Genomic DNA, 17,906 nt, shown 5'->3' on the forward strand with positions numbered 1-17,906 from the left:
AAACACCCCACTCGGGGTGTTTCCTTTCTGCTCTATGGGGTTCAACCATAGTGTGAAACAGCGGAGGACTTCAGTGCGCTGTAGCTGTGATCAACGTTGCACGCTCTCCGCTTATCCGTTCAGCCGTTAGCGCACACCTTCCTGGCGCAGCGCGTTGGGCTGGAAGTCGCTGACGGTGGCGGTAAAGCCGAAGTCATAGGCCTTCTTCTCTTCGTTTTTCATGCCCAGCGCCAGGTAGCGGCCCGATTGCAGGTCGTACAGGGTTTCGAGGGCGTACCACGGCACTTGTTTGTCGTAGTAGTTTTCGGCGTGAGCTTCAGCCACGCGCCACAGTTGACCACGACCGTCGTAGTGATCGATCACCGCTGCCTGCCAGGTGTCTTCGTCGATGAAGAAGTCCCGTTTGGCGTAGATGTGGCGCTGGCCTTCTTTCAGGGTGGCGGTCACGTGCCAGACGCGACGCAGTTCATAGCGCGCCAGGTCCTGGTTGATGTGGCCGGCCTTGATGATGTCGACGTATTTCAACTTCGGATCGTCGAGCTTGTAGCTGTCGGACGCGATGTACATCTCTTGTTTGCCGATCAGCTTCCAGTCGTAGCGGTCAGGCGCGCCGTTGAACATGTCGAGGTTGTCGGAGGTGCGCAGGCCGTCGGCGGCGGTGCCCGGCCCGTCATAGGACACTTGCGGCGCACGGCGTACGCGACGCTGCCCGGCGTTGTAGACCCACGCCGCACGCGGCTCTTTGACCTGATCGAGGGTTTCATGCACCAGCAGCACCGAGCCTGCCAGACGCGCCGGCGCCGTCACTTCCTGTTTGAAGTAGAACAGGATGTTGCCCGGATTCTTTGGATCGAAATCCTTCATTTTGTCGCGGAAGACGAACTCGTCGTGGAAGTACACCGGATTGAACGAGCCGTTGGTTTGTGGCGTGGCCTGGGTAACCAGACGCGAGACGCTGCCGCCGCGATAACGGGTGATGTGGTTCCAGATCACCTCAAGACCGTCCTTCGGAATCGGGAACGGCACTGCGGTTTCGAAATTCTCCAGGCCGTTGCCGCCACCCACCAGTTTGGTGTTGGTGGCGTTTTTCTTGATGGCGGCGAACACGTCAGCGGGCACAGCGGCGCCACGGTGAGACGGGTAAACCGGCATCTTGTAGGTATCCGGGTAACGCTTGAACATCGCGTACTGGCCCGGGGCAAGTTTGTCCTTGTACTGATCCACGTTCTGCGCAGTGATGGTGAACTGCGCTTTTTCGTTGGCGTACGGGTTGGCCAGGAAACCTTTGTCGTCCACGGCGCCGGCATTGGTCGGCATCGGGCTCCAGGCTGGAATCGTGTTGGCAGCGTTGCCGGCTTTTTCCGCGCCCATCGGCGTCAGCGTGGTGCCCAGCTTGGCGGCTTCGGCGTCGGACACCGCAGCCATCACGCTGGTCGCCAACAACGACAGACCCAACACGCCAACCTGCAACAGACCCTTCGTGATTTTCATTTTCATCGTTGTCCTTAGAAGTTCATGCCGAAGCTGAGCGCTACGAAGTCGCGGTCGTCCACGGTGGTGTACTTGCCGTCGAAGAAGTTGGTGTAGGAAAGGTTGGCGGTGTAGGTGTTCTGGTACTCGGCGTCGAGGCCCAGACTCACGGCCTTGCGACCTTCCTCGAAGTTACCGCCAGGGCCCGGCGAGTAGCCGTCGACGTCGTGGGACCAGGCCACGCTCGGCCGCAGGTTCACACCGGCAAAGACGTTGTTGTAATCCCAGATGGCGCGGGCGCGGTAGCCCCACGAATCAGTGGTGGTGAAGCCATCGTTTTCGCAGTAGCGGCTGAGGTTGTTCTGCGCCGCAGTGCCCAGGGTGCTGGCGTTGAGGGTCCGGCACTGACCACCCGGCAGCGGGCCTGGGCCGTAGCTCGGGTCGCGGCCATAACGCAGTTTCGATGTGCTTTCCAGACCGCCGACGTGGGTCCAGCCCACCTCACCCACCACGGTCAGACGTTCGGCGCCCATCACCTGATCGAAAAAGTGCGTGAAGGTGGTCTGCGCCTGGCTGACTTCCTTGCGGCGGTAGCCTTTCTGGTCCTGGCCGGGTGCGCCTTGCAGCAGCGACACATTCGAGTTCAGCGGCGACAGACCGGAATACAGAATGTCGGTGGTGTTCAACTGCACCGGTGCGTTCGGGCGATAGCTGACTTCGCCACTCCACGCCGTGCCGGTGGGCAAGGTGGTGGAGAAGCTCAGGCCGAACAGGTGAATGTCTTCCGGGTATTCGACGTAGTAGCTGGAATTGCCTGCAACCACGACGGGCAACAGCGTCGGTGCAAGGGCCGCCGCAACGCCCCTAGGAACGCCATTGCTTGCCAGCCCGCCAACCAGGCCCGCTGCGCTGTAGGCACTGGCCGGCCCGCCCTTCCCGCTGAAAATCGGCGAACGGCTGTGGTAGTTCATGTAATAGGCGCCGAACTCGGTGTCCAGCGGCTCGAAGTTGTAGTGCATGGCCAGGCCATACTGGCCACTGTCCCGCGCATCGCGATCAGGGCCGCGGGCAACGACGGCGCCCTCGTCAGGGTTGCCAAAGGTCACACCGCGCGCCGCCAGCGTTGCTTGAACGGGGCCACGCAACGCGGCAGGCAAGGCGGCATTCAGGCTGTTGCGGGTACGCAGTACAGCCAGATTGCTGTTGCAGCCGTCGGCGATCACGTCCGGTTGCGAGAAGAAGGTGCCGCAGTTGTCGACGACGGTCTGGTCCCATTCCAACTGGTAAAAGCCTTCGGCCGACAGGTTTTCGGTCAGGCTTTGCGACAGGTAGAACATGTTGACCGGAATCAGGCCTTCCTTGATTTCCGAGCCAGGACGACGGAACGCAGACACGTCTACCGGGTTGATGCTGTTGATGCCGCCCTGGATGAAGGTACTTTCACCCCAACTGACGACTTGCTTGCCCAGACGCACCGAACCCGGTTCATCGGCAATGGAGTAGTTGTGATAGACAAATGCATCGAGCAGCTGGAAACCAGAGGACTTGGCGCCTTCCTTGCGGCCTGAATCGCTGATGTCCTTGAAGTCGCGGCTTTCGTCCTTGAGCTCGAAGTCGTACCAGTATTTGCCCCGCAGGAACACGCCGGTGTCGCCATACTTCAGTTCAAGATCGTGGATGCCCTTGAAGATCTTCGAAAACGTTTCGCCGCTTTTGAAGTTCAAGTGACCGTCGTCGGAGGTTTGCGAAAGACCGTGACCGCCGTTGTTGGAGCCGATCAGGTTCTTGTTGGCATTCTGGGTGGACCAGCTTGCCCCCACAGAGAGCGACGAGTCGAAGTTGCCTTCGATTTCTCCGATATTGAAACTGACGCCGAATGCAGGGCCGGCGAGCGTGGAAGCGAGGCTGACGGCCAGGGGCAATTTAGCCCGGCGCCAGAACTGGTTTACTGATGTCATCGACGCTACTCCATGTGCTTTTATTTTTATGGCAGTGGGTGCTTCCAGAAACGACTCAGGCGAACGGGCAGCATTGCCTGGGTGTCAACGCTGATCGGGCAGCCAAACAACTGCGAAACGATCCCTGCGCTTTTTCTCCGGTACCTACCTACTGCCGACTATAGCCAGCAGGTGCTGCTGCTTGATCCCTCTAAAGTGTGATTTACAGCGCCAACACCTCTGGCACGCCGACTCCAGAGTGGCAAATCACAACGCAGGGGGAGCATGGCTGAAAAAAGAGAATTGGCAAGGAAGACGCCGGAGTAGAGCCTTCGCGGCACATTTTCACCGTGATGAACCGATGAAATGGCCGCGAAGGAAAGCGTCAGAGCGTGGAGAGGAAAGCGCTGTTGCTGCCCTGCCATTCGAGGATGTTCTGTCGGATCTGCTTCTTGTCGAGCTTGCCGACACTGGTCTTGGGAATTTCGGTAACAAGGGCGATCTGGCTCGGAATCGCCCACTTGTTAATGTGCCCCTGTTCCACAAACGGTTTGAGATGTTCCTTCAGGGTTCTGGCGTCGATGACGTGACCCTCGCGGGCGACCAGCAGCGCAAACGGGCGCTCGCCCCACTGCGGATCAGCGATGCCCACCACAGCGACTTCACGGACACCGGGATGGCGACTGCAGAGGTCCTCCAGTTGCAGCGAAGACACCCACTCGCCGCCGGTCTTGATGACGTCCTTGATGCGGTCGCGAATGTCGATACCGCCCATGCTGTCCAGCGTCGCCACGTCGCCGGTGTGCAGCCAGCCGCCGGCCCACAGTTCTGCGCCCTTCTCCGGCTCGCGGTAATAACCTTCACTCAGCCACGGTGCGCGCAGCACCAGTTCGCCCTGAGTCTCGCCGTCGGAAGGCAGGAAATTACCCTCGCCATCGACAATCGCTGCCTCAACCAGCACGCCTGGCACGCCCGCCTTGATTCGGTACGTGGTGCGTTCGTCTTCACTGGCGGCCATCAGGTCGTCGTTCAGGTGTGCAACCGACACCAACGGCCCGGTCTCGGACATGCCGTACGCCGCAGACAGCTGAATGCCCTTGGCCTTGGCTGCCTCGTACAGAGAACGATTGAGCGAGCTGCCGCCGATGATGATGTGCCAGCCGGTGAAATCCATGTTCTGGGCGGCTTTGGCGTTGAGCACCATCTGCATGATAGTGGGCACGCAGTGGGAAAACGTCACCTTCTCCTTCTGCCAGAGCTCCACAAGCAATTCGGGGTCGTAGCGGCCGGGATACACCTGTTTGGCGCCGAGCATGGTCGCGGCATACGGCACGCCCCACGCATGCACGTGGAACATCGGCGTGATCGGCATGTAAACCTTGTCGCCGCCAAGAATGCCTTCCACGCTGCCCATGATCGTCGCGACAGCCATCGTGTGCAGGACCAGTTGCCGGTGGGTGAAATACACACCTTTGGGGTTGCCCGTCGTGCCGGTGGTGTAGAACGTGGTCGCTACCGAGTTCTCGTCGAAATCCTCGAACTGATAGTGCGGGCTCGCCGCAGCCAACAACGCTTCGTACTCGCCGACAAGATTGGGCAGGTCGGCGGTAGCGCCATCGGTGTCGGTCAGTAACAGTGTTTTTTCGACCGTCGTCAGTTGCCCGGCGAAGGCGTTGTAGAGGGGCACGAATTCACTGTTGACCAGCACGAACCTGTCTTCGGCGTGGTTCATGGTGAACAGGATCTGCTCGGGCGAAAGCCGAACGTTGATGGTGTGAATCACCGCGCCAATCATCGGGATGGCGAACATGCATTCCAGGTAACGATGGCTGTCCCAATCCATCACCGCCACGGTGTCGCCCGCCTTGACCCCCGCCGCCGTCAACGCACCGGCCAGCCTGCAGATGCGTTCGTTGAGCATCTGATACGAATAGCGCGAATGATCCCGGTAAACGATCTCACGGGTTTTTTCGTAGCGCACGCCTGACAGCAGCAGTCGCTTGATCAACAGAGGGTACTGGTACGCCCCTTCGGCGGGCGGAATCACGCGGGTGTGCAGCATAGGAATCCCTTTTCACGGTGCAGGTGCGGGCTTGAAAATAGGCACTGTAGGGGCTTGGCGCTTCGATCGGATCAGCCGAAGGGATGAATTGTGCATCGGAAACGGTGCAGCCCCTGCGCCATCTGCTACCCGATAAATCAGAGGTCGGGAGATGACGCTGATGGAAACTGTAGGAGCGCGCTTGCCCGCGATCTGGCGCGGAGCGCCAGCAAACTAGTGCATGCGATGTGTCAGGCATTACCAGGGGCGTCAGGTTTTACGACTGCTGCGCAGCCGATCGCGGGCAAGCGCGCTCCTACATTGATCGTCGTCTGGCGCGGAATCTGCGCACGGTGATAGGCGGCTCATGGTCCGGCGCGAATTCTTCGGACGCTGCAAATACTGTAGGAGCGCGCTTGCCCGCGATCTGGCGCGGAGCGCTAGCAAACCAGTGCATGCGATGTGTCAGGCATTACCAGAGGCGTCAGCTTTTTACGACTGCTGCGCAGCCGATCGCGAGCAAGCTCACTTAGGGACGCGTGTCTTGGAGCAGAGAGTTCTGATGAGCGCGACGCCGCCCACCTCAATTTCCAGTCTGCATCGGCGCAATCAATGCATCTCCGTCAACGCCAGCTTCAAGCCCAGCGCAACCAATACACCACCCATGGCCCGATCAAACCAATGTCCCATTCGCGCAAAGCCCGCGCGGACCCGAGGCTGGCTGAACAGGCGTGCCACCAGGCAAAACCATGCGCCGGTGGCGAATGCCAGGTAAATGCCATAACCCGCCTGAACCAGCATTGGCGTGTGCGGATTGATCACGACGGTGAACAGCGACAGGAAAAACAGCGTCGCTTTCGGGTTTAGCCCGTTGGTGACGAACCCCGCCGTGAAGGCGCCGCGCGCGGTGCGCTCGCCCTTGGCGATGTCCACGGGAGCGTCCGATGCGCTGGCAGGTTTTGCCCGCAGCGCTTTGATGCCGATGTAAATCAGGTAAGCCGCCGCCGCCCATTTCAAGGCATTGAACAGGACGATGGACTGCGAAACGATCAAGCCAATCCCCAGCAGCGAATAGCCGACGTGCAGAAAAATCGCGGTGCCCACGCCCATGGCGGTGTAGGTGCCGGCCTTGCGACCGTGGGTCACACTTTCGCGCACGACGACGGCGAAATCGGGACCGGGGCTGGCGACCGCCAGCAAGTGAATCAGCGCAACGGTTAGAAATTCCGTCCAATACATCGAAGTTCTCCAGGCGTTATGGCGAGCGGCAGGCTCTGGTAGGCTCGTCACACTACGCTTCCCACCCACCGAGCAAAAGGTACAGCTGATGCCCAGTCAACGCCGAGCAGTTTTCCTGGATCACACCTCTCTGGATCTGGGGGATCTCGACCTCGCGCCGTGGCGTGAAACCTTCAGCGAGCTGGTGCTCCATCCGAGCACCACAGCCGATCAGGTGGCCGAGCGTTTGAAGGACGCCGACGTGGCCATCTCCAACAAAATCATTATCGATGCCGCCACGTTTGCCGCCTGCCCAAGTCTGAAACTGGTGCTTGTGACCGCCACCGGCGTCAACAATGTCGACCTCGACGCAGCGCGCAAACATGGCGTGGTGGTCAGCAATTGTCAGGGCTACGGCACGCCTTCCGTGGCCCAGCACACGCTGATGTTGCTGCTGGCGATGGCCACCCGATTGCCTGATTATCAACAAGCCATACACCAGGGCCAGTGGCAAAAATCGAAGCAGTTCTGCTTGCTGGACTTCCCTATCGTCGAGCTGGAAGGCAAGACGCTGGGACTGCTGGGTCATGGCGAACTGGGCGGCGCCGTCGCGAAGCTGGCCGAAGCTTTCGGGATGCGCGTGCTGTCGGGTCAGATCCCCGGTCGCCCTGCCCGAGCTGATCGCATGCCGCTGAATGAGCTGCTGCCACAGGTCGATGCCCTCACCCTGCACTGCCCGCTCAATGAGCACACCCGGGACATGATTGGCGTTCATGAGTTGAGCCTGCTTAAATCGAAAGCTTTCATCGTCAACACCGCGCGCGGCGGCTTGATCAACGAGCAGGCACTGGCCGATGCTCTGCGCAACGGCCATCTCGGCGGCGCCGCCACCGACGTGCTGACGGTTGAGCCACCGGTCAATGGCAACCCGCTGCTGTCGGGGGATATTCCGCGCTTGATCATCACGCCCCACAGCGCATGGGGCAGCCAGGAAGCGCGGCAGCGCATCGTCGGCCAGATCAACGAAAATGCATTGGCATTTTATGCAGGCGCGCCTATTCGGGTCGTGAGCTGACAAGCAGCGCTTCGCAGGCCCGCCGATCGGCTGCACAGGGCACGTGCGCGGCTTGGCAGGCCTGTTAAACTTCGCCCCTTTTTTTCGAGGAGCCGATGATGGACCCGCGCAGTGAAGTGTTACTCCGGCAGGCCGATTTGTTTCAGGGCTCCTTGTTGCTGACCGGCCTCCCCGCCGACGACCTGCTGAGCACGCTGCCCAATGCACGCGGCTGGAGCTGGCACGCTGGCGACTTCGACACGCTCGGGACGCGGTTTCCAGAGCGCGTGCACTTCGGCACCGAAGCACCGGCCGAACCCTTTGAAGCCGCCGTCCTGTTTTTGCCCAAGGCCCGCGACCTCGCTGATTACCTCATCAACGCGCTCGCTTCGCGTCTGGCCGGACGTGAGCTGTTTCTGGTGGGCGAAAAACGCGGTGGCATCGAGGCCGCCGCCCGCCAGCTAAGCCCGTTCGGGCGCACGCGCAAACTCGACAGCGCCCGTCATTGCCAGCTCTGGCAAGTCACGGTCGAAACGCCTCCGCCAGCCGTTGAGCTCGACAGCCTGGCCAAACGTTTTGACATCGAAATCGAAGGCGGCGCGTTGAAGGTAGTGAGTCTGCCGGGCGTGTTCAGCCACGGCCGCCTGGACCGGGGTTCGGCGCTGCTGCTGGAAAACATCGACCGGCTCTCCGCCGGCCATTTGCTGGACTTCGGCTGTGGCGCGGGCGTTCTCGGCGCGGCGGTGAAACGTCGTTACCCCGAAACACGTGTGACGATGCTGGATGTCGATGCGTTTGCCACCGCGAGCAGCCGGCTGACCCTGGCTGCCAATGGTCTTGAAGCCGAGGTCCTGACGGGCAATGGCATCGACGCCGCCCCGAACGACCTGGACGCGATTCTGACCAATCCGCCGTTCCATACCGGCGTCCATACCGATTACGCCGCAACCGAGAACCTGCTGAAAAAAGCACGAGAACATCTGAGAAAAGGCGGCGAACTGCGTCTGGTAGCCAATAGCTTCCTGCGCTATCAGCCGATCATCGAGTCGCATCTGGGGCCGTGCGCGATCATGGCCGAGGGGCAGGGTTTCCGGATTTACCGTGCGAAACGTGCGTGATAATTAGCGCTTGCCGAACACGAGACGTGTAGGCAGAATCCGCTCCGTCCTAGGGGAGTAGTCTCCCACGAGCGCCATGCTCGTCCGGCACGCATCAACATACTTGGTCCTCAGACCATGGTGCGTGCGACCCCAGATCCGCTCAGACGGATCGGTGGTTTGACAAGACCTATGACACGAACATCCTGACCCGGGGCGGGGAGGTTGTACGTGTCATAGCCGTGTTGACCCGCCCCTTAGGAAAACCCTGATGCTGGAATCCCTGTTGGTCCCCACCGCTGTCGTCGCACTGGCTGAAATCGGTGACAAGACCCAACTCCTCGCACTCGTTCTCGCCGCTCGCTTCCGCAAGCCCTGGCCCATCATCGCCGGAATTGTCGCAGCCACGCTGGCCAACCATGCTGCAGCCGGTGCCGTGGGCGCATGGTTCAGCAGCTACCTTTCGGACGCCGTCCTGCACTGGATCCTTGCCGCCAGCTTTACCGCCACGGCGCTGTGGACGCTGGTTCCAGACAAACTGGACGACGACGAAGCCAGTACCGGTCGCAAGTTCGGCCCCTTCCTGACCACACTGATCGCGTTCTTTATCGCGGAAATCGGCGACAAGACGCAGATCGCCACGGTCATGCTGGCGGCGCAGTATTCCAACTTGTGGCTGGTGATTCTCGGCACGACGCTGGGCATGTTGCTGGCCAATGTGCCGGTGGTGCTGGCGGGGAATTTTGCTGCGGAGAAACTGCCGCTGACGCTGATTCGTCGTCTGGCAGCAGGGGCGTTTTTCATTCTGGCGATCGTTGCAGTGTATAAAGCGATGCAGATCAGCGGCTGGGTGTAGGCCGCCAGAAACCCTGTAGGCGCGAGCAAGCTCACGCCCACAGGGTTAAAGCGATGATCAGCCCTTCGGCGCCTGCTGATACAACGGCATCACTTTCGGGATCGCCGCCTGCAACGAGGCGATCCGGTTGGACGAGGCCGGGTGGGTGCTCATGAATTCAGGCTGCGACGCGCTGCCTTGGGCTTCCATCTTCTGCCACAGCGTGATCGCGGCGTTCGGGTTGTACCCGGCGCGCGCCGCGAGCTCTAGGCCCAGCAGGTCCGCTTCGTTTTCATTGGCGCGGCTGTTGGGCAGCGTCAGGCTGTAATCGACCACGGTGTCGGCCAACGCCAGACTGTCCTGCCCCAGCCCCAACAATGCACCGGCGCCCTGCTTCGCCATCTGTACACCGTAGGCCTTGGACATGGCTTCACGACCGTGTTCGCGCAAGGCGTGGGCGATTTCGTGGCCCATGACCGCCGCCAGTTCGTCATCACTGAGCTTCAGCGTATCGATCAGGCCGCTGTAAACGATGATCTTGCCGCCGGGACCGCAGTTGGCGTTCAGCTCATCGCTCTTGATCAGGTTCACATCCCACTGCCACTGCGCCGCGTCGGGCCGCAATTTCGGCGCTTGGGCAATCAGACGCTTGGCGATGGCCTGGACACGCTTGCCCTCGGCGCTGCTGTTGTCGAGCACGCCTTTGGACGTGGCTTCGCTGACCGTCTGCTGATAGGACTGGGCGTACATCTTGTTGACTTCGTCAGTCGACAACATGCTGAACATGTATTGCTTGCGCTCGACACCCACCGAATCGCCGGTGGTGGTATTGACCGCCTGACACCCAACAACCAGCAAAGCTGCCGTCACACCACAAAGAGCAAAAATCCTGCGCATTTCGTATCTCCATTGAAACAATCGCGCCATCCTAGGCAATACGCAGGCCGAGCACCAGATGCCAGTCGTCTGCCACGTGAAAAGGCGCAAAGAAATCGCGCCTTTGTAACAGGATAGACATGTTAGGACGCACGTTTCAGGTCGAAGAGATGAGCGTTGCAATGGCAGCGTTACAGGGGTGTCAGGCATTCCGGCGCGTTGAGCTTCGGGTCGTTTACCAGATTGGCCAATGGCCGTTCGCGCAATTGCATCTGCGGCGCGGCAAGCATCGCTTGCAAGGTGATCAGCGGGCAGTCCGGATCAAGCCAGGCGCGCTGCCCCTCTTCATCAAGAATCAACGGTCGACGCTGGTTCATGGCCGACTGCGTGACCACGGCAACGCTCAGGTAGGTGTGGCCTTCGACGGGATAGGCCTCCCAGATCGCAGCGAAGTACAGCGTCGACCCTTCTGCCGGCGTCAGCCAGAACGGTCGCTTGCGTACGCTGCCACGCCATTCATAAAAGCCGTTGGCCGGAAGCAGGCAGCGGCGTTCACGGAACGCCTGGCGAAACATGGGCTGTTCGGCCACGGTCTCGGCCCGGGCATGAGCCGGCGTGCGCGACATGTCGGTCAGCCATGGCGGGGTCAGCCCCCAACGTGCCCGGGCCAGCTCGCGTCCGCGCTCGGCGCCCTCCTCGACCTCGCCCGGCGCCGCCCGGACCATCAAGACAGAAGCGGCAGGAGAAATATTCCACTGCGCTTGCTGGTCGCTCGGAAATCCGGGCAAGGCCGCAAAGGCAGGCGACCAACGAAATAGCGCATAACGTCCACACATGGGTTCAGCACACCTCTTTTTGAAAGCGAATGAGGCGCGCGCGAACGGGATTCAGCACAGCAACACATCGGGGTAGCTGTCCGGCTCATCACCGGGCAGCGGAAAGGCGGCATTGTACTCGGTGATCAACAGACGCGCGTGCTCAGCCTGGTCATCATCGACCGTCAGGCCCAGCAACCCGAACGCCGGCAAATCGCCGACGGCGCCCAGCAAATGACGCCCGGTGATGTGGGACTCGATGCCTTCGCTGGCGAGCATGGACTGCAGCAGCTCGCCTTCCATCAGGTGTTCGGGCTCATAGATCTTGCGCATTACTCGTTCTCGCTGCGGACGTCCAGCGTCCACTCTTCCCCATCGGTCTGCAGACTGAAGTTGATCGGCCGGCAGCAGACGGGGCAATCCTCAATGTAGGTCTGATCGCCGCCGGACAGATCCAGCACCGCCTCCACCGGTTCGCCGCAATAAGGGCAGTCATAATCCTGTATTTCCTGCATAACAGTCTCCGGGCCCAGTTTTGCGTATAATCGCCGACTTGTTTGCGGGTCGAGCTTTATTCCTCAGCATCCGGGCATCAGCCTGAGTCGACACTTTTAGCGAAGCCGCCTTGTTGCGCGGCCGCCGCCCAGGCATCACGCCTGTGGTGTCATGACTCGCTGCTGCACCGGACTCGACCTCCTTTACCTTAGCCGTTTCCGACAAGAGAGCATGATGGGCGAATTCGATGCCATCCGACCGTACGACGACAGCGAAGTGAAAGCCGTGCTTGATCGGCTGCTGGGTGACAAAGCGCTCCTCGCGATCCTCACGCACTTCCGATTTCCGCGCCTGGCCGGCTCCCTCGGCTGGATTCTGCAACCGGCCATCGCGCGCAAGCTGCGTCGCCAGTTCGCCGGCATCGACACCGTCGCGGCCCTGCAGGACAAGGTCGAGCATTACGTCGATCACACCATCGAACGCGCCACTGACGGTGTGACCTACACCGGCGTCGAGCAGTTCAAGTCCGGGGTTGCGTACCTGTTTCTGGCCAACCACCGCGATATCGTGATGGACCCGGCTTTCGTCAACTATGCGGTCTACCATGCGGGCCTGCCAACGCCACGCATCGCCATTGGCGACAACCTGCTGCAAAAACCCTTCGTCAGCGACCTGATGCGCCTGAACAAGAGCTTCATCGTGCATCGCTCGATCACCGGGCGTCGCGAGAAGATGGCGGCCTACCAGTTGCTGTCGGCGTACATCAATCATTCCATCCGCAATGACTGCCAGTCGATCTGGATCGCCCAGGCTGAAGGCCGCGCCAAAGACGGCGACGACCGCACCGAATCGGCCATCCTCAAGATGTTCCACATGAGCCGCAAGGACGAGCCGTTTGGCGAAGTCATCCAGTCGTTGAACCTGACACCCGTGTCGATCAGCTACGAGTACGACCCGTGCGATCACGCCAAGGCGCGGGAGCTGTACATCCGCGCCACGACCGGCAGTTACACCAAAGTGCCGGGCGAGGACGACGTCAGCATTGCGCTGGGGATCACCGGCTACAAAGGCCGCGTACACGTGAACTTCGCCCCGCCGATCACCGAGCTGTTCGAGGACACCAAACAGCTGGCAATCGAAATGGACCGGCAGATCCTCGGTGGCTATCGGCTGTTCCCGGTGCACTACCTGGCGTACGCGCAGTGGGCTGACGCCGAGCCGGCGTTGAAGGTGCCAGAGGCCGCTGACGTGTTCCCGGCGGACGAGCTGGAGCGTGCGGAAGATGAATGGCAGCGCCGACTTAATGGCTGCCCTGCCGAGCACCGCCCGTTTCTGATTCAGCAATACGCCATGCCGGTACGCAATCAGTACCGAGTGAAGGCCGGGTTGCCGCTATAAGGCCTCCTTCTCTCACGAATAAACGGCGCTCTCAGGGCGCCGTTTTTCGTGGTGCCGCGCTTATTAATATAGCGACTCCACCACTCCCCCGGCAGATGAACAGATTGTGGGAGGGAGCTTGCGCACGAAGAGGCGCGGATGTCCCCTACATATCCAGCGGCCGAAATGCCCCCTCGTGAGCACTCACTCCCACATGAACGAGCCCGATCCGGTGATCAAAGCTTCGTGCTTACCCACGACAACAACAGCGCGAACGCCAGGCACGCCGTTCCGAACCGATAGCTCAGGCGGATCATGCGCAAGGTAGGCACGTCCATCAGGTGAATGGGCTCGTCGATCGGGGCTTGTTCGGTGAGGTGGTGAAGGTGTGCCATCTCCCGCTGTTCACGGCTGCGTGTGGTCTGCAGCAGCCAGATGCCCGGGCCTGCGGCAAGCAAGGCGCAGAGGTTGATGGCGATGCCGGGGGCGTGATGGATAAGCGACATGGTGCCTCAATGGCGCGGGATTAATGGGCGCCGCAGACTCTGTTTGGATCTGCCGCTCACACTAATCGCTGTCACCTTAACGTCACCTGAACCGGGCACTGTGTGGGACCTCAAACCGACCTACCGCCACGGAGAGCGTCATGCTGCACGCCCACAACCAGGACCGCCTTTACCTCATCGCCCCCAGCGACGAACAGGAAGCATTGATCGACGCACTGGCGTTCAACGTTCAGGACAGGCATTGGCTGGTGTACTGCGCGTTGGGCGGCCATGCGCACAACGACCTGCCGGAAGTGGATCTGCAGACCGGTTTCAGTTTTCTGGATTTCTATCAGGCGGCTTGAAGCCCCTGGGCCTGGAATCCCGAGCGACCCCGCTGAATAAAAAAAGCCCCGGCTTCTCGCGAAACCGGGGCTTTTTGCAGATCAGAATCAGGCGTTGAGCTTACTGCCCGAGGGTGCGGCCAATCGTCTGATCCTGGAACAGGCGAGTCAGCGCGTCGCTGAGTACGTCGCTGATCAGCTTGGTGTTGGTCTCTTCGTTTGGCGCCATGCCGAAGCGTTGATCCAGTGAGGCCGCGTAGCGACCGCTGTAGTTGCGGCCGGCGTTCTGAACGTCAGCACGGAACGTGGAGCTGATGTTGGCTTCAGTGACGTACAGGCCTTCTTTCGGCGATTGATACTTCAGCTCTGCCAGGGTGACGGTCAACTGAGGACCGCTACCGTTCGGCACTGGGGTGAAACCGAGCAAACGCACGCCGGCTTCAGCCTGAGCCTGCAACTGCGGCAGCAACTGCTGACCGTTGACGGTGATCGAACTGGTTTCCGGGTACAGGCCACCACGGGTGCCCAGCGTCTGCGACTGACGACCGTCAACCACGCGCACGACCACTTGCTGACCGTGACCGACCGGTGCCAGTTGAGCGTTCAGCTTGGGTTCCGGGGTGAGGGATTGCGGGCTGTGGGCACAGCCCGCCAGGGTCAGACTGCCAGCGGCAAGCAAACCGAACAGAACGCGACGCAACATGCTCATTTCTCCATGGGCCAAGGCACAAAATGTGCCGCAGTATAGCGACCTCCCAAGGCCGCTCACTAGGGTAAAGATACGACAAAGTGCCATCGCGCCGGTTCCAGCCAGGCGGGAATGCTCCCTCGTTCGAAATGAACACAATTGCGCAATCGCAACGTCACAGCGGTGTCATGCCTGCCGGCCATACTTTTTTCAACTCTCCAGCAAGGAGTCCTGCCATGGACTTTCTTTGGTCGTTGTTCTCGCTGCGCCGCCGTCATCGTCACTATGCACGTCTCGACCAGCACGGCATTTGCCTGGCATTCAAGCACTGCGCCGAGACGCCCTGTGGTCAGGGCTGGGTCGAAGTCCACGAGGCAAACCTGTGCTGGCTGCAGCGCCCACTCCCTGCAAACGCGCGGGTGACTTCCCGGTCACGTGCGATTACCGCCCGGCATATGCTCAGCATCTGACCAAAAGGCGAATAAAAGTCATTTTTCCTGGATCATTTCTGCGCGTTTCATCGCTATAATCTTCCCCCGATTATAAGGACGTCTCCTGATCGGGCCTCGCAGCATCGTCGATAGCCATTATCGACTCCTCCGTACCGCCCACAGAGAGCCTTCCACACAGACATGTGCAGCCCGATGTGGCCGCGGCGTAGACGCCGGATCGTCGATTAATCCGAACGTCCGGCGCCAGTCCTTGCCTCACATCGCGTATGAACCTGATCTGCCAGAGCTGCCATGGCGCAGCCCTTTTTGAGGTTCGCGTCTCCAAAAGAGCGTGAAAAAAACGGGTTTTCACAACTTCACAAGAGTGTGGCAAGCAAATGAATAGTTCCGCGTTTGTAAATGCACCGTTAGCGTCTGACCCAGCCCCCTTGCAAAGGACCGACCGCAACGCAGTCTCTGTCAAAAGAGCCTGAAGCCTGTCCGCTACGGATTGGGTTGCACAACCGGACGCCTTGACGATAGTCGAATGGCTGCACGGGCCGAAAAATGCGTTCATGCTTGCCTTATAAAAGCATCAACCAGGCTCGTTCGGTGGCGTCCGCTGAAGATGCAAAAAATTGCGAAGAATCGGACATGGCGATCCCGGCCAGGTTGAACGAGGCACTGCGCGAACACCGCGCCGCCCGGACTTGGCGACTGACCACGGGAACGCATGCCGTCAATTTGGTGCTGCAGATTTTGGAGACGCGTTAATGGCGCATAACGAAGCAGTCGACGTAGTACTGGTCGGGGCAGGCATCATGAGTGCCACCCTCGCCGTACTGCTCAAAGAGCTGGACCCGAACCTCAAGGTTGAAGTCGTCGAGCTGATGGATTCCGGTGCTGCAGAAAGCTCTAACCCCTGGAACAACGCAGGCACCGGCCACGCCGGCCTGTGCGAGCTGAACTACACGCCGGAAGCGGCCGATGGCTCGATCGATACCAAGAAAGCGATTCACATCAACACCCAGTTCGAGGTCTCGAAGCAATTCTGGGCCTACCTGGCTCGCAAAGGCACGTTCGGCGCTTCACGCTCGTTCATCACGCCGGTTCCGCACCTGAGCTTCGTTCAGGGCGAAAAAAGCATGACGTACCTGAAAAAGCGTTACGAAGCGCTGCGCACGCACCACGCCTTCGCCTCGATGGAATACACCGAAGACAAAGCCAGACTGGCCGAGTGGATGCCGCTGATGATGCCCGGCCGTCCAGCCGATGAGCCTATCGCGGCGACCCGGGTCATGCACGGCACCGACGTCAACTTCGGCAACCTGACCAACATGCTGCTCAAGCACCTGGCCACGGCGCCCGATGCGCAGGTCAAATACTGCAAACGCGTCACCGACCTGAGCCGCCAAGGTGACGGCTGGACCGTCACCATCAAGGACGTGAACAGCGGCGATACTCGCAACATCGACGCCAAATTTGTATTTCTGGGCGCGGGCGGCGCGGCACTGCCGTTGCTGCAGATGTCCGGCATCGAAGAAGGCAAGGGCTTCGGCGGCTTCCCGGTGAGCGGTCAGTGGCTGCGTTGCGACAACCCTGAAGTGGTCAAGCGTCATCAGGCCAAGGTGTACAGCCAGGCGGCGGTGGGTTCGCCACCGATGTCAGTGCCGCACCTGGACACCCGCGTTGTCGACGGTAAGACGTCCCTGTTGTTCGGGCCTTATGCCGGCTTCACCACCAAGTTCCTCAAGCATGGTTCGCTCATGGACCTGCCGTTGTCGATCCGCGCGGCCAACATCGCGCCGATGCTGGCGGTGGCCCGCGACAACATGGACCTGACCAAATACCTGATCAGCGAAGTGCGCCAGTCGATGGAACAGCGGCTCGATGCCCTTCGCCGCTTCTATCCAGAGGCCAAAGCCGAAGACTGGCGCCTGGAAGTAGCCGGTCAGCGCGTACAGATCATCAAGAAAGACCCGAAAAAAGGCGGCGTTTTGCAGTTCGGTACCGAGCTGGTGTCGGCCCGGGACGGCTCCCTTGCCGCGCTGCTTGGCGCTTCGCCGGGCGCTTCGGTGACTGTTTCGATCATGCTGGATCTGATCGAGCGTTGCTTCCCGGACAAGGCCCGCACCGAGTGGGCTACCAAGTTGAACGAGATCTTCCCGGCTCGCGAAAAGGCACTGGAAACCGATGCGCAGCTTTACCAGCGCGTCAGTGCTCAGAGCGATGCCAGCCTGGATCTGGTGCAGAACAGCGAAGCGGCCACCTTCGCCTGACAGTAGTCTTGCGTTAAGCCGTCAGAACAAAAAACCCCGCCAAGCCAGGCGGGGTTTCTGTTTTTGTACTCAGTAGGAGACAGGCTTTGGCAGGGTAAGCCATCGTTGCAGCTCAGTGATGTGGGAAATATCGGGCGCCGAGGCGTGTCTACCCCGACGTCACGAGATTCAGCCTTTGGCTTTCTCGATCAGTTCGATGTATTCCTCGGCATTGCGTTGATCCTTGATCAGCGCCACGAAGTCATTGCCGTGTTCGTCTTTGCCGTCGAGGTCGTAACCGGCTTCCTTGAAGAACGTCAGAAACCGCCCGAAATCATCGATGCGCAGGCCACGGTAGGCCTTGATCAGCTTGTGCAGCGACGGCGACGTGGCGTCGACCGGCTCGAAATCCAGGAACAGCTTGATCTGGGCGTCGCCAATTTCATCGCCAATCACCTGCTTCTTATCTTTACGCATTGCTGACT

General features: G+C 60.4%; 18 protein-coding genes and 1 riboswitch. Of the genes, 7 read left to right on the plus strand and 11 right to left on the minus strand.

Annotated features, from left to right (window positions below):
- Nucleotides 1-126 precede the first annotated feature (126 nt).
- The 4 genes from L4G42_RS22485 to L4G42_RS22500 form a co-directional block, all read right to left on the minus strand.
- Nucleotides 127-1,491, minus strand: coding sequence for a DUF1329 domain-containing protein (locus tag L4G42_RS22485; RefSeq protein WP_237250621.1), 1,365 nt, complete (start codon nucleotides 1,489-1,491; stop codon nucleotides 127-129).
- Between the two features lie 14 nt (nucleotides 1,492-1,505).
- Nucleotides 1,506-3,428, minus strand: a complete 1,923-nt coding sequence (locus L4G42_RS22490) for a DUF1302 domain-containing protein (protein ID WP_237250620.1) — start codon at nucleotides 3,426-3,428, stop codon at nucleotides 1,506-1,508.
- Nucleotides 3,429-3,792: 364 nt separating this feature from the next.
- Nucleotides 3,793-5,469, minus strand: a complete 1,677-nt coding sequence (locus tag L4G42_RS22495; RefSeq protein WP_237250619.1) for a fatty acid--CoA ligase — start codon at nucleotides 5,467-5,469, stop codon at nucleotides 3,793-3,795.
- A 588-nt stretch (nucleotides 5,470-6,057) separates the two neighbouring features.
- Entirely contained in the window at nucleotides 6,058-6,687 is a 630-nt protein-coding gene (locus tag L4G42_RS22500) for a LysE family translocator (protein ID WP_237250618.1), read from the minus strand.
- A gap of 88 nt (nucleotides 6,688-6,775) precedes the next feature.
- On the opposite strand from L4G42_RS22500, the gene L4G42_RS22505 reads away from it, so the two are divergent.
- The 3 genes from L4G42_RS22505 to L4G42_RS22515 all read left to right on the plus strand — a co-directional run bounded on the left by L4G42_RS22505 (nucleotide 6,776) and on the right by L4G42_RS22515 (nucleotide 9,673).
- Nucleotides 6,776-7,741: a 2-hydroxyacid dehydrogenase gene (locus L4G42_RS22505; protein ID WP_237261223.1), complete on the plus strand. Its 966-nt coding sequence runs from the start codon at nucleotides 6,776-6,778 to the stop codon at nucleotides 7,739-7,741.
- Between the two features lie 98 nt (nucleotides 7,742-7,839).
- Entirely contained in the window at nucleotides 7,840-8,838 is a 999-nt protein-coding gene (locus L4G42_RS22510) for a class I SAM-dependent methyltransferase (protein WP_237250616.1), read from the plus strand.
- 39 nt (nucleotides 8,839-8,877) lie between these two features.
- Nucleotides 8,878-8,999: riboswitch (yybP-ykoY riboswitch) on the plus strand.
- Nucleotides 9,000-9,088: 89 nt separating this feature from the next.
- Nucleotides 9,089-9,673, plus strand: a complete 585-nt coding sequence (locus L4G42_RS22515; RefSeq protein ID WP_237250615.1) for a TMEM165/GDT1 family protein — start codon at nucleotides 9,089-9,091, stop codon at nucleotides 9,671-9,673.
- 57 nt (nucleotides 9,674-9,730) lie between these two features.
- Here L4G42_RS22515 and L4G42_RS22520 read toward each other — a convergent pair whose 3' ends face one another.
- From L4G42_RS22520 to L4G42_RS22535, 4 genes are all read right to left on the minus strand, one after another.
- The gene (locus tag L4G42_RS22520; protein ID WP_237250614.1) at nucleotides 9,731-10,549 is read right to left on the minus strand and encodes a M48 family metallopeptidase; all 819 of its coding nucleotides are present in this window, start codon (nucleotides 10,547-10,549) and stop codon (nucleotides 9,731-9,733) included.
- A gap of 170 nt (nucleotides 10,550-10,719) precedes the next feature.
- Nucleotides 10,720-11,364: an SOS response-associated peptidase gene (locus L4G42_RS22525; protein ID WP_237250613.1), complete on the minus strand. Its 645-nt coding sequence runs from the start codon at nucleotides 11,362-11,364 to the stop codon at nucleotides 10,720-10,722.
- A gap of 51 nt (nucleotides 11,365-11,415) precedes the next feature.
- Complete coding sequence (locus L4G42_RS22530) at nucleotides 11,416-11,676, minus strand: putative signal transducing protein (RefSeq protein WP_237250612.1); 261 nt, start codon at nucleotides 11,674-11,676, stop codon at nucleotides 11,416-11,418.
- Nucleotides 11,676-11,858 (minus strand): CPXCG motif-containing cysteine-rich protein, encoded by a 183-nt coding sequence (locus L4G42_RS22535; RefSeq protein WP_237250611.1) that lies wholly within the window; start codon nucleotides 11,856-11,858, stop codon nucleotides 11,676-11,678. The genes L4G42_RS22530 and L4G42_RS22535 overlap by 1 nt, the downstream gene beginning before the upstream one ends.
- Nucleotides 11,859-12,072: 214 nt before the next feature.
- Here L4G42_RS22535 and L4G42_RS22540 point away from each other — a divergent pair, with 214 nt between their 5' ends.
- Nucleotides 12,073-13,236 carry a 1-acyl-sn-glycerol-3-phosphate acyltransferase gene (locus L4G42_RS22540; RefSeq protein WP_237250610.1) on the plus strand — a complete coding sequence of 388 codons (1,164 nt, stop codon included), beginning with the start codon at nucleotides 12,073-12,075 and terminating at the stop codon, nucleotides 13,234-13,236.
- 215 nt (nucleotides 13,237-13,451) lie between these two features.
- Here the strand turns inward: L4G42_RS22540 and L4G42_RS22545 are convergent, their stop codons facing one another.
- A complete protein-coding gene (locus L4G42_RS22545; protein ID WP_237250609.1) occupies nucleotides 13,452-13,721 on the minus strand; it encodes a hypothetical protein in 270 nt (89 codons plus the stop codon).
- A 140-nt stretch (nucleotides 13,722-13,861) separates the two neighbouring features.
- On the opposite strand from L4G42_RS22545, the gene L4G42_RS22550 reads away from it, so the two are divergent.
- Nucleotides 13,862-14,065, plus strand: a complete 204-nt coding sequence (locus L4G42_RS22550) for a hypothetical protein (RefSeq protein ID WP_065991803.1) — start codon at nucleotides 13,862-13,864, stop codon at nucleotides 14,063-14,065.
- 100 nt (nucleotides 14,066-14,165) lie between these two features.
- On the opposite strand, the gene L4G42_RS22555 is transcribed toward L4G42_RS22550, so the two are convergent.
- Nucleotides 14,166-14,747 carry a YajG family lipoprotein gene (locus tag L4G42_RS22555; protein ID WP_237250608.1) on the minus strand — a complete coding sequence of 194 codons (582 nt, stop codon included), beginning with the start codon at nucleotides 14,745-14,747 and terminating at the stop codon, nucleotides 14,166-14,168.
- Nucleotides 14,748-14,968: 221 nt separating this feature from the next.
- On the opposite strand from L4G42_RS22555, the gene L4G42_RS22560 reads away from it, so the two are divergent.
- The gene (locus L4G42_RS22560; RefSeq protein WP_237250607.1) at nucleotides 14,969-15,202 is read left to right on the plus strand and encodes a hypothetical protein; all 234 of its coding nucleotides are present in this window, start codon (nucleotides 14,969-14,971) and stop codon (nucleotides 15,200-15,202) included.
- Between the two features lie 734 nt (nucleotides 15,203-15,936).
- On the plus strand, nucleotides 15,937-17,442 hold the full coding sequence (gene mqo / locus L4G42_RS22565) for a malate dehydrogenase (quinone) (protein ID WP_237250606.1): 1,506 nt from the start codon (nucleotides 15,937-15,939) through the stop codon (nucleotides 17,440-17,442).
- 168 nt (nucleotides 17,443-17,610) lie between these two features.
- Here mqo and L4G42_RS22570 read toward each other — a convergent pair whose 3' ends face one another.
- Nucleotides 17,611-17,898, minus strand: a complete 288-nt coding sequence (locus L4G42_RS22570; RefSeq protein ID WP_237250605.1) for a PA4642 family protein — start codon at nucleotides 17,896-17,898, stop codon at nucleotides 17,611-17,613.
- Nucleotides 17,899-17,906: the final 8 nt, after the last annotated feature.

Origin of the sequence: Pseudomonas petrae, assembly GCF_021728295.1 — a bacterium.
Lineage (GTDB): Bacteria > Pseudomonadota > Gammaproteobacteria > Pseudomonadales > Pseudomonadaceae > Aquipseudomonas > Aquipseudomonas petrae.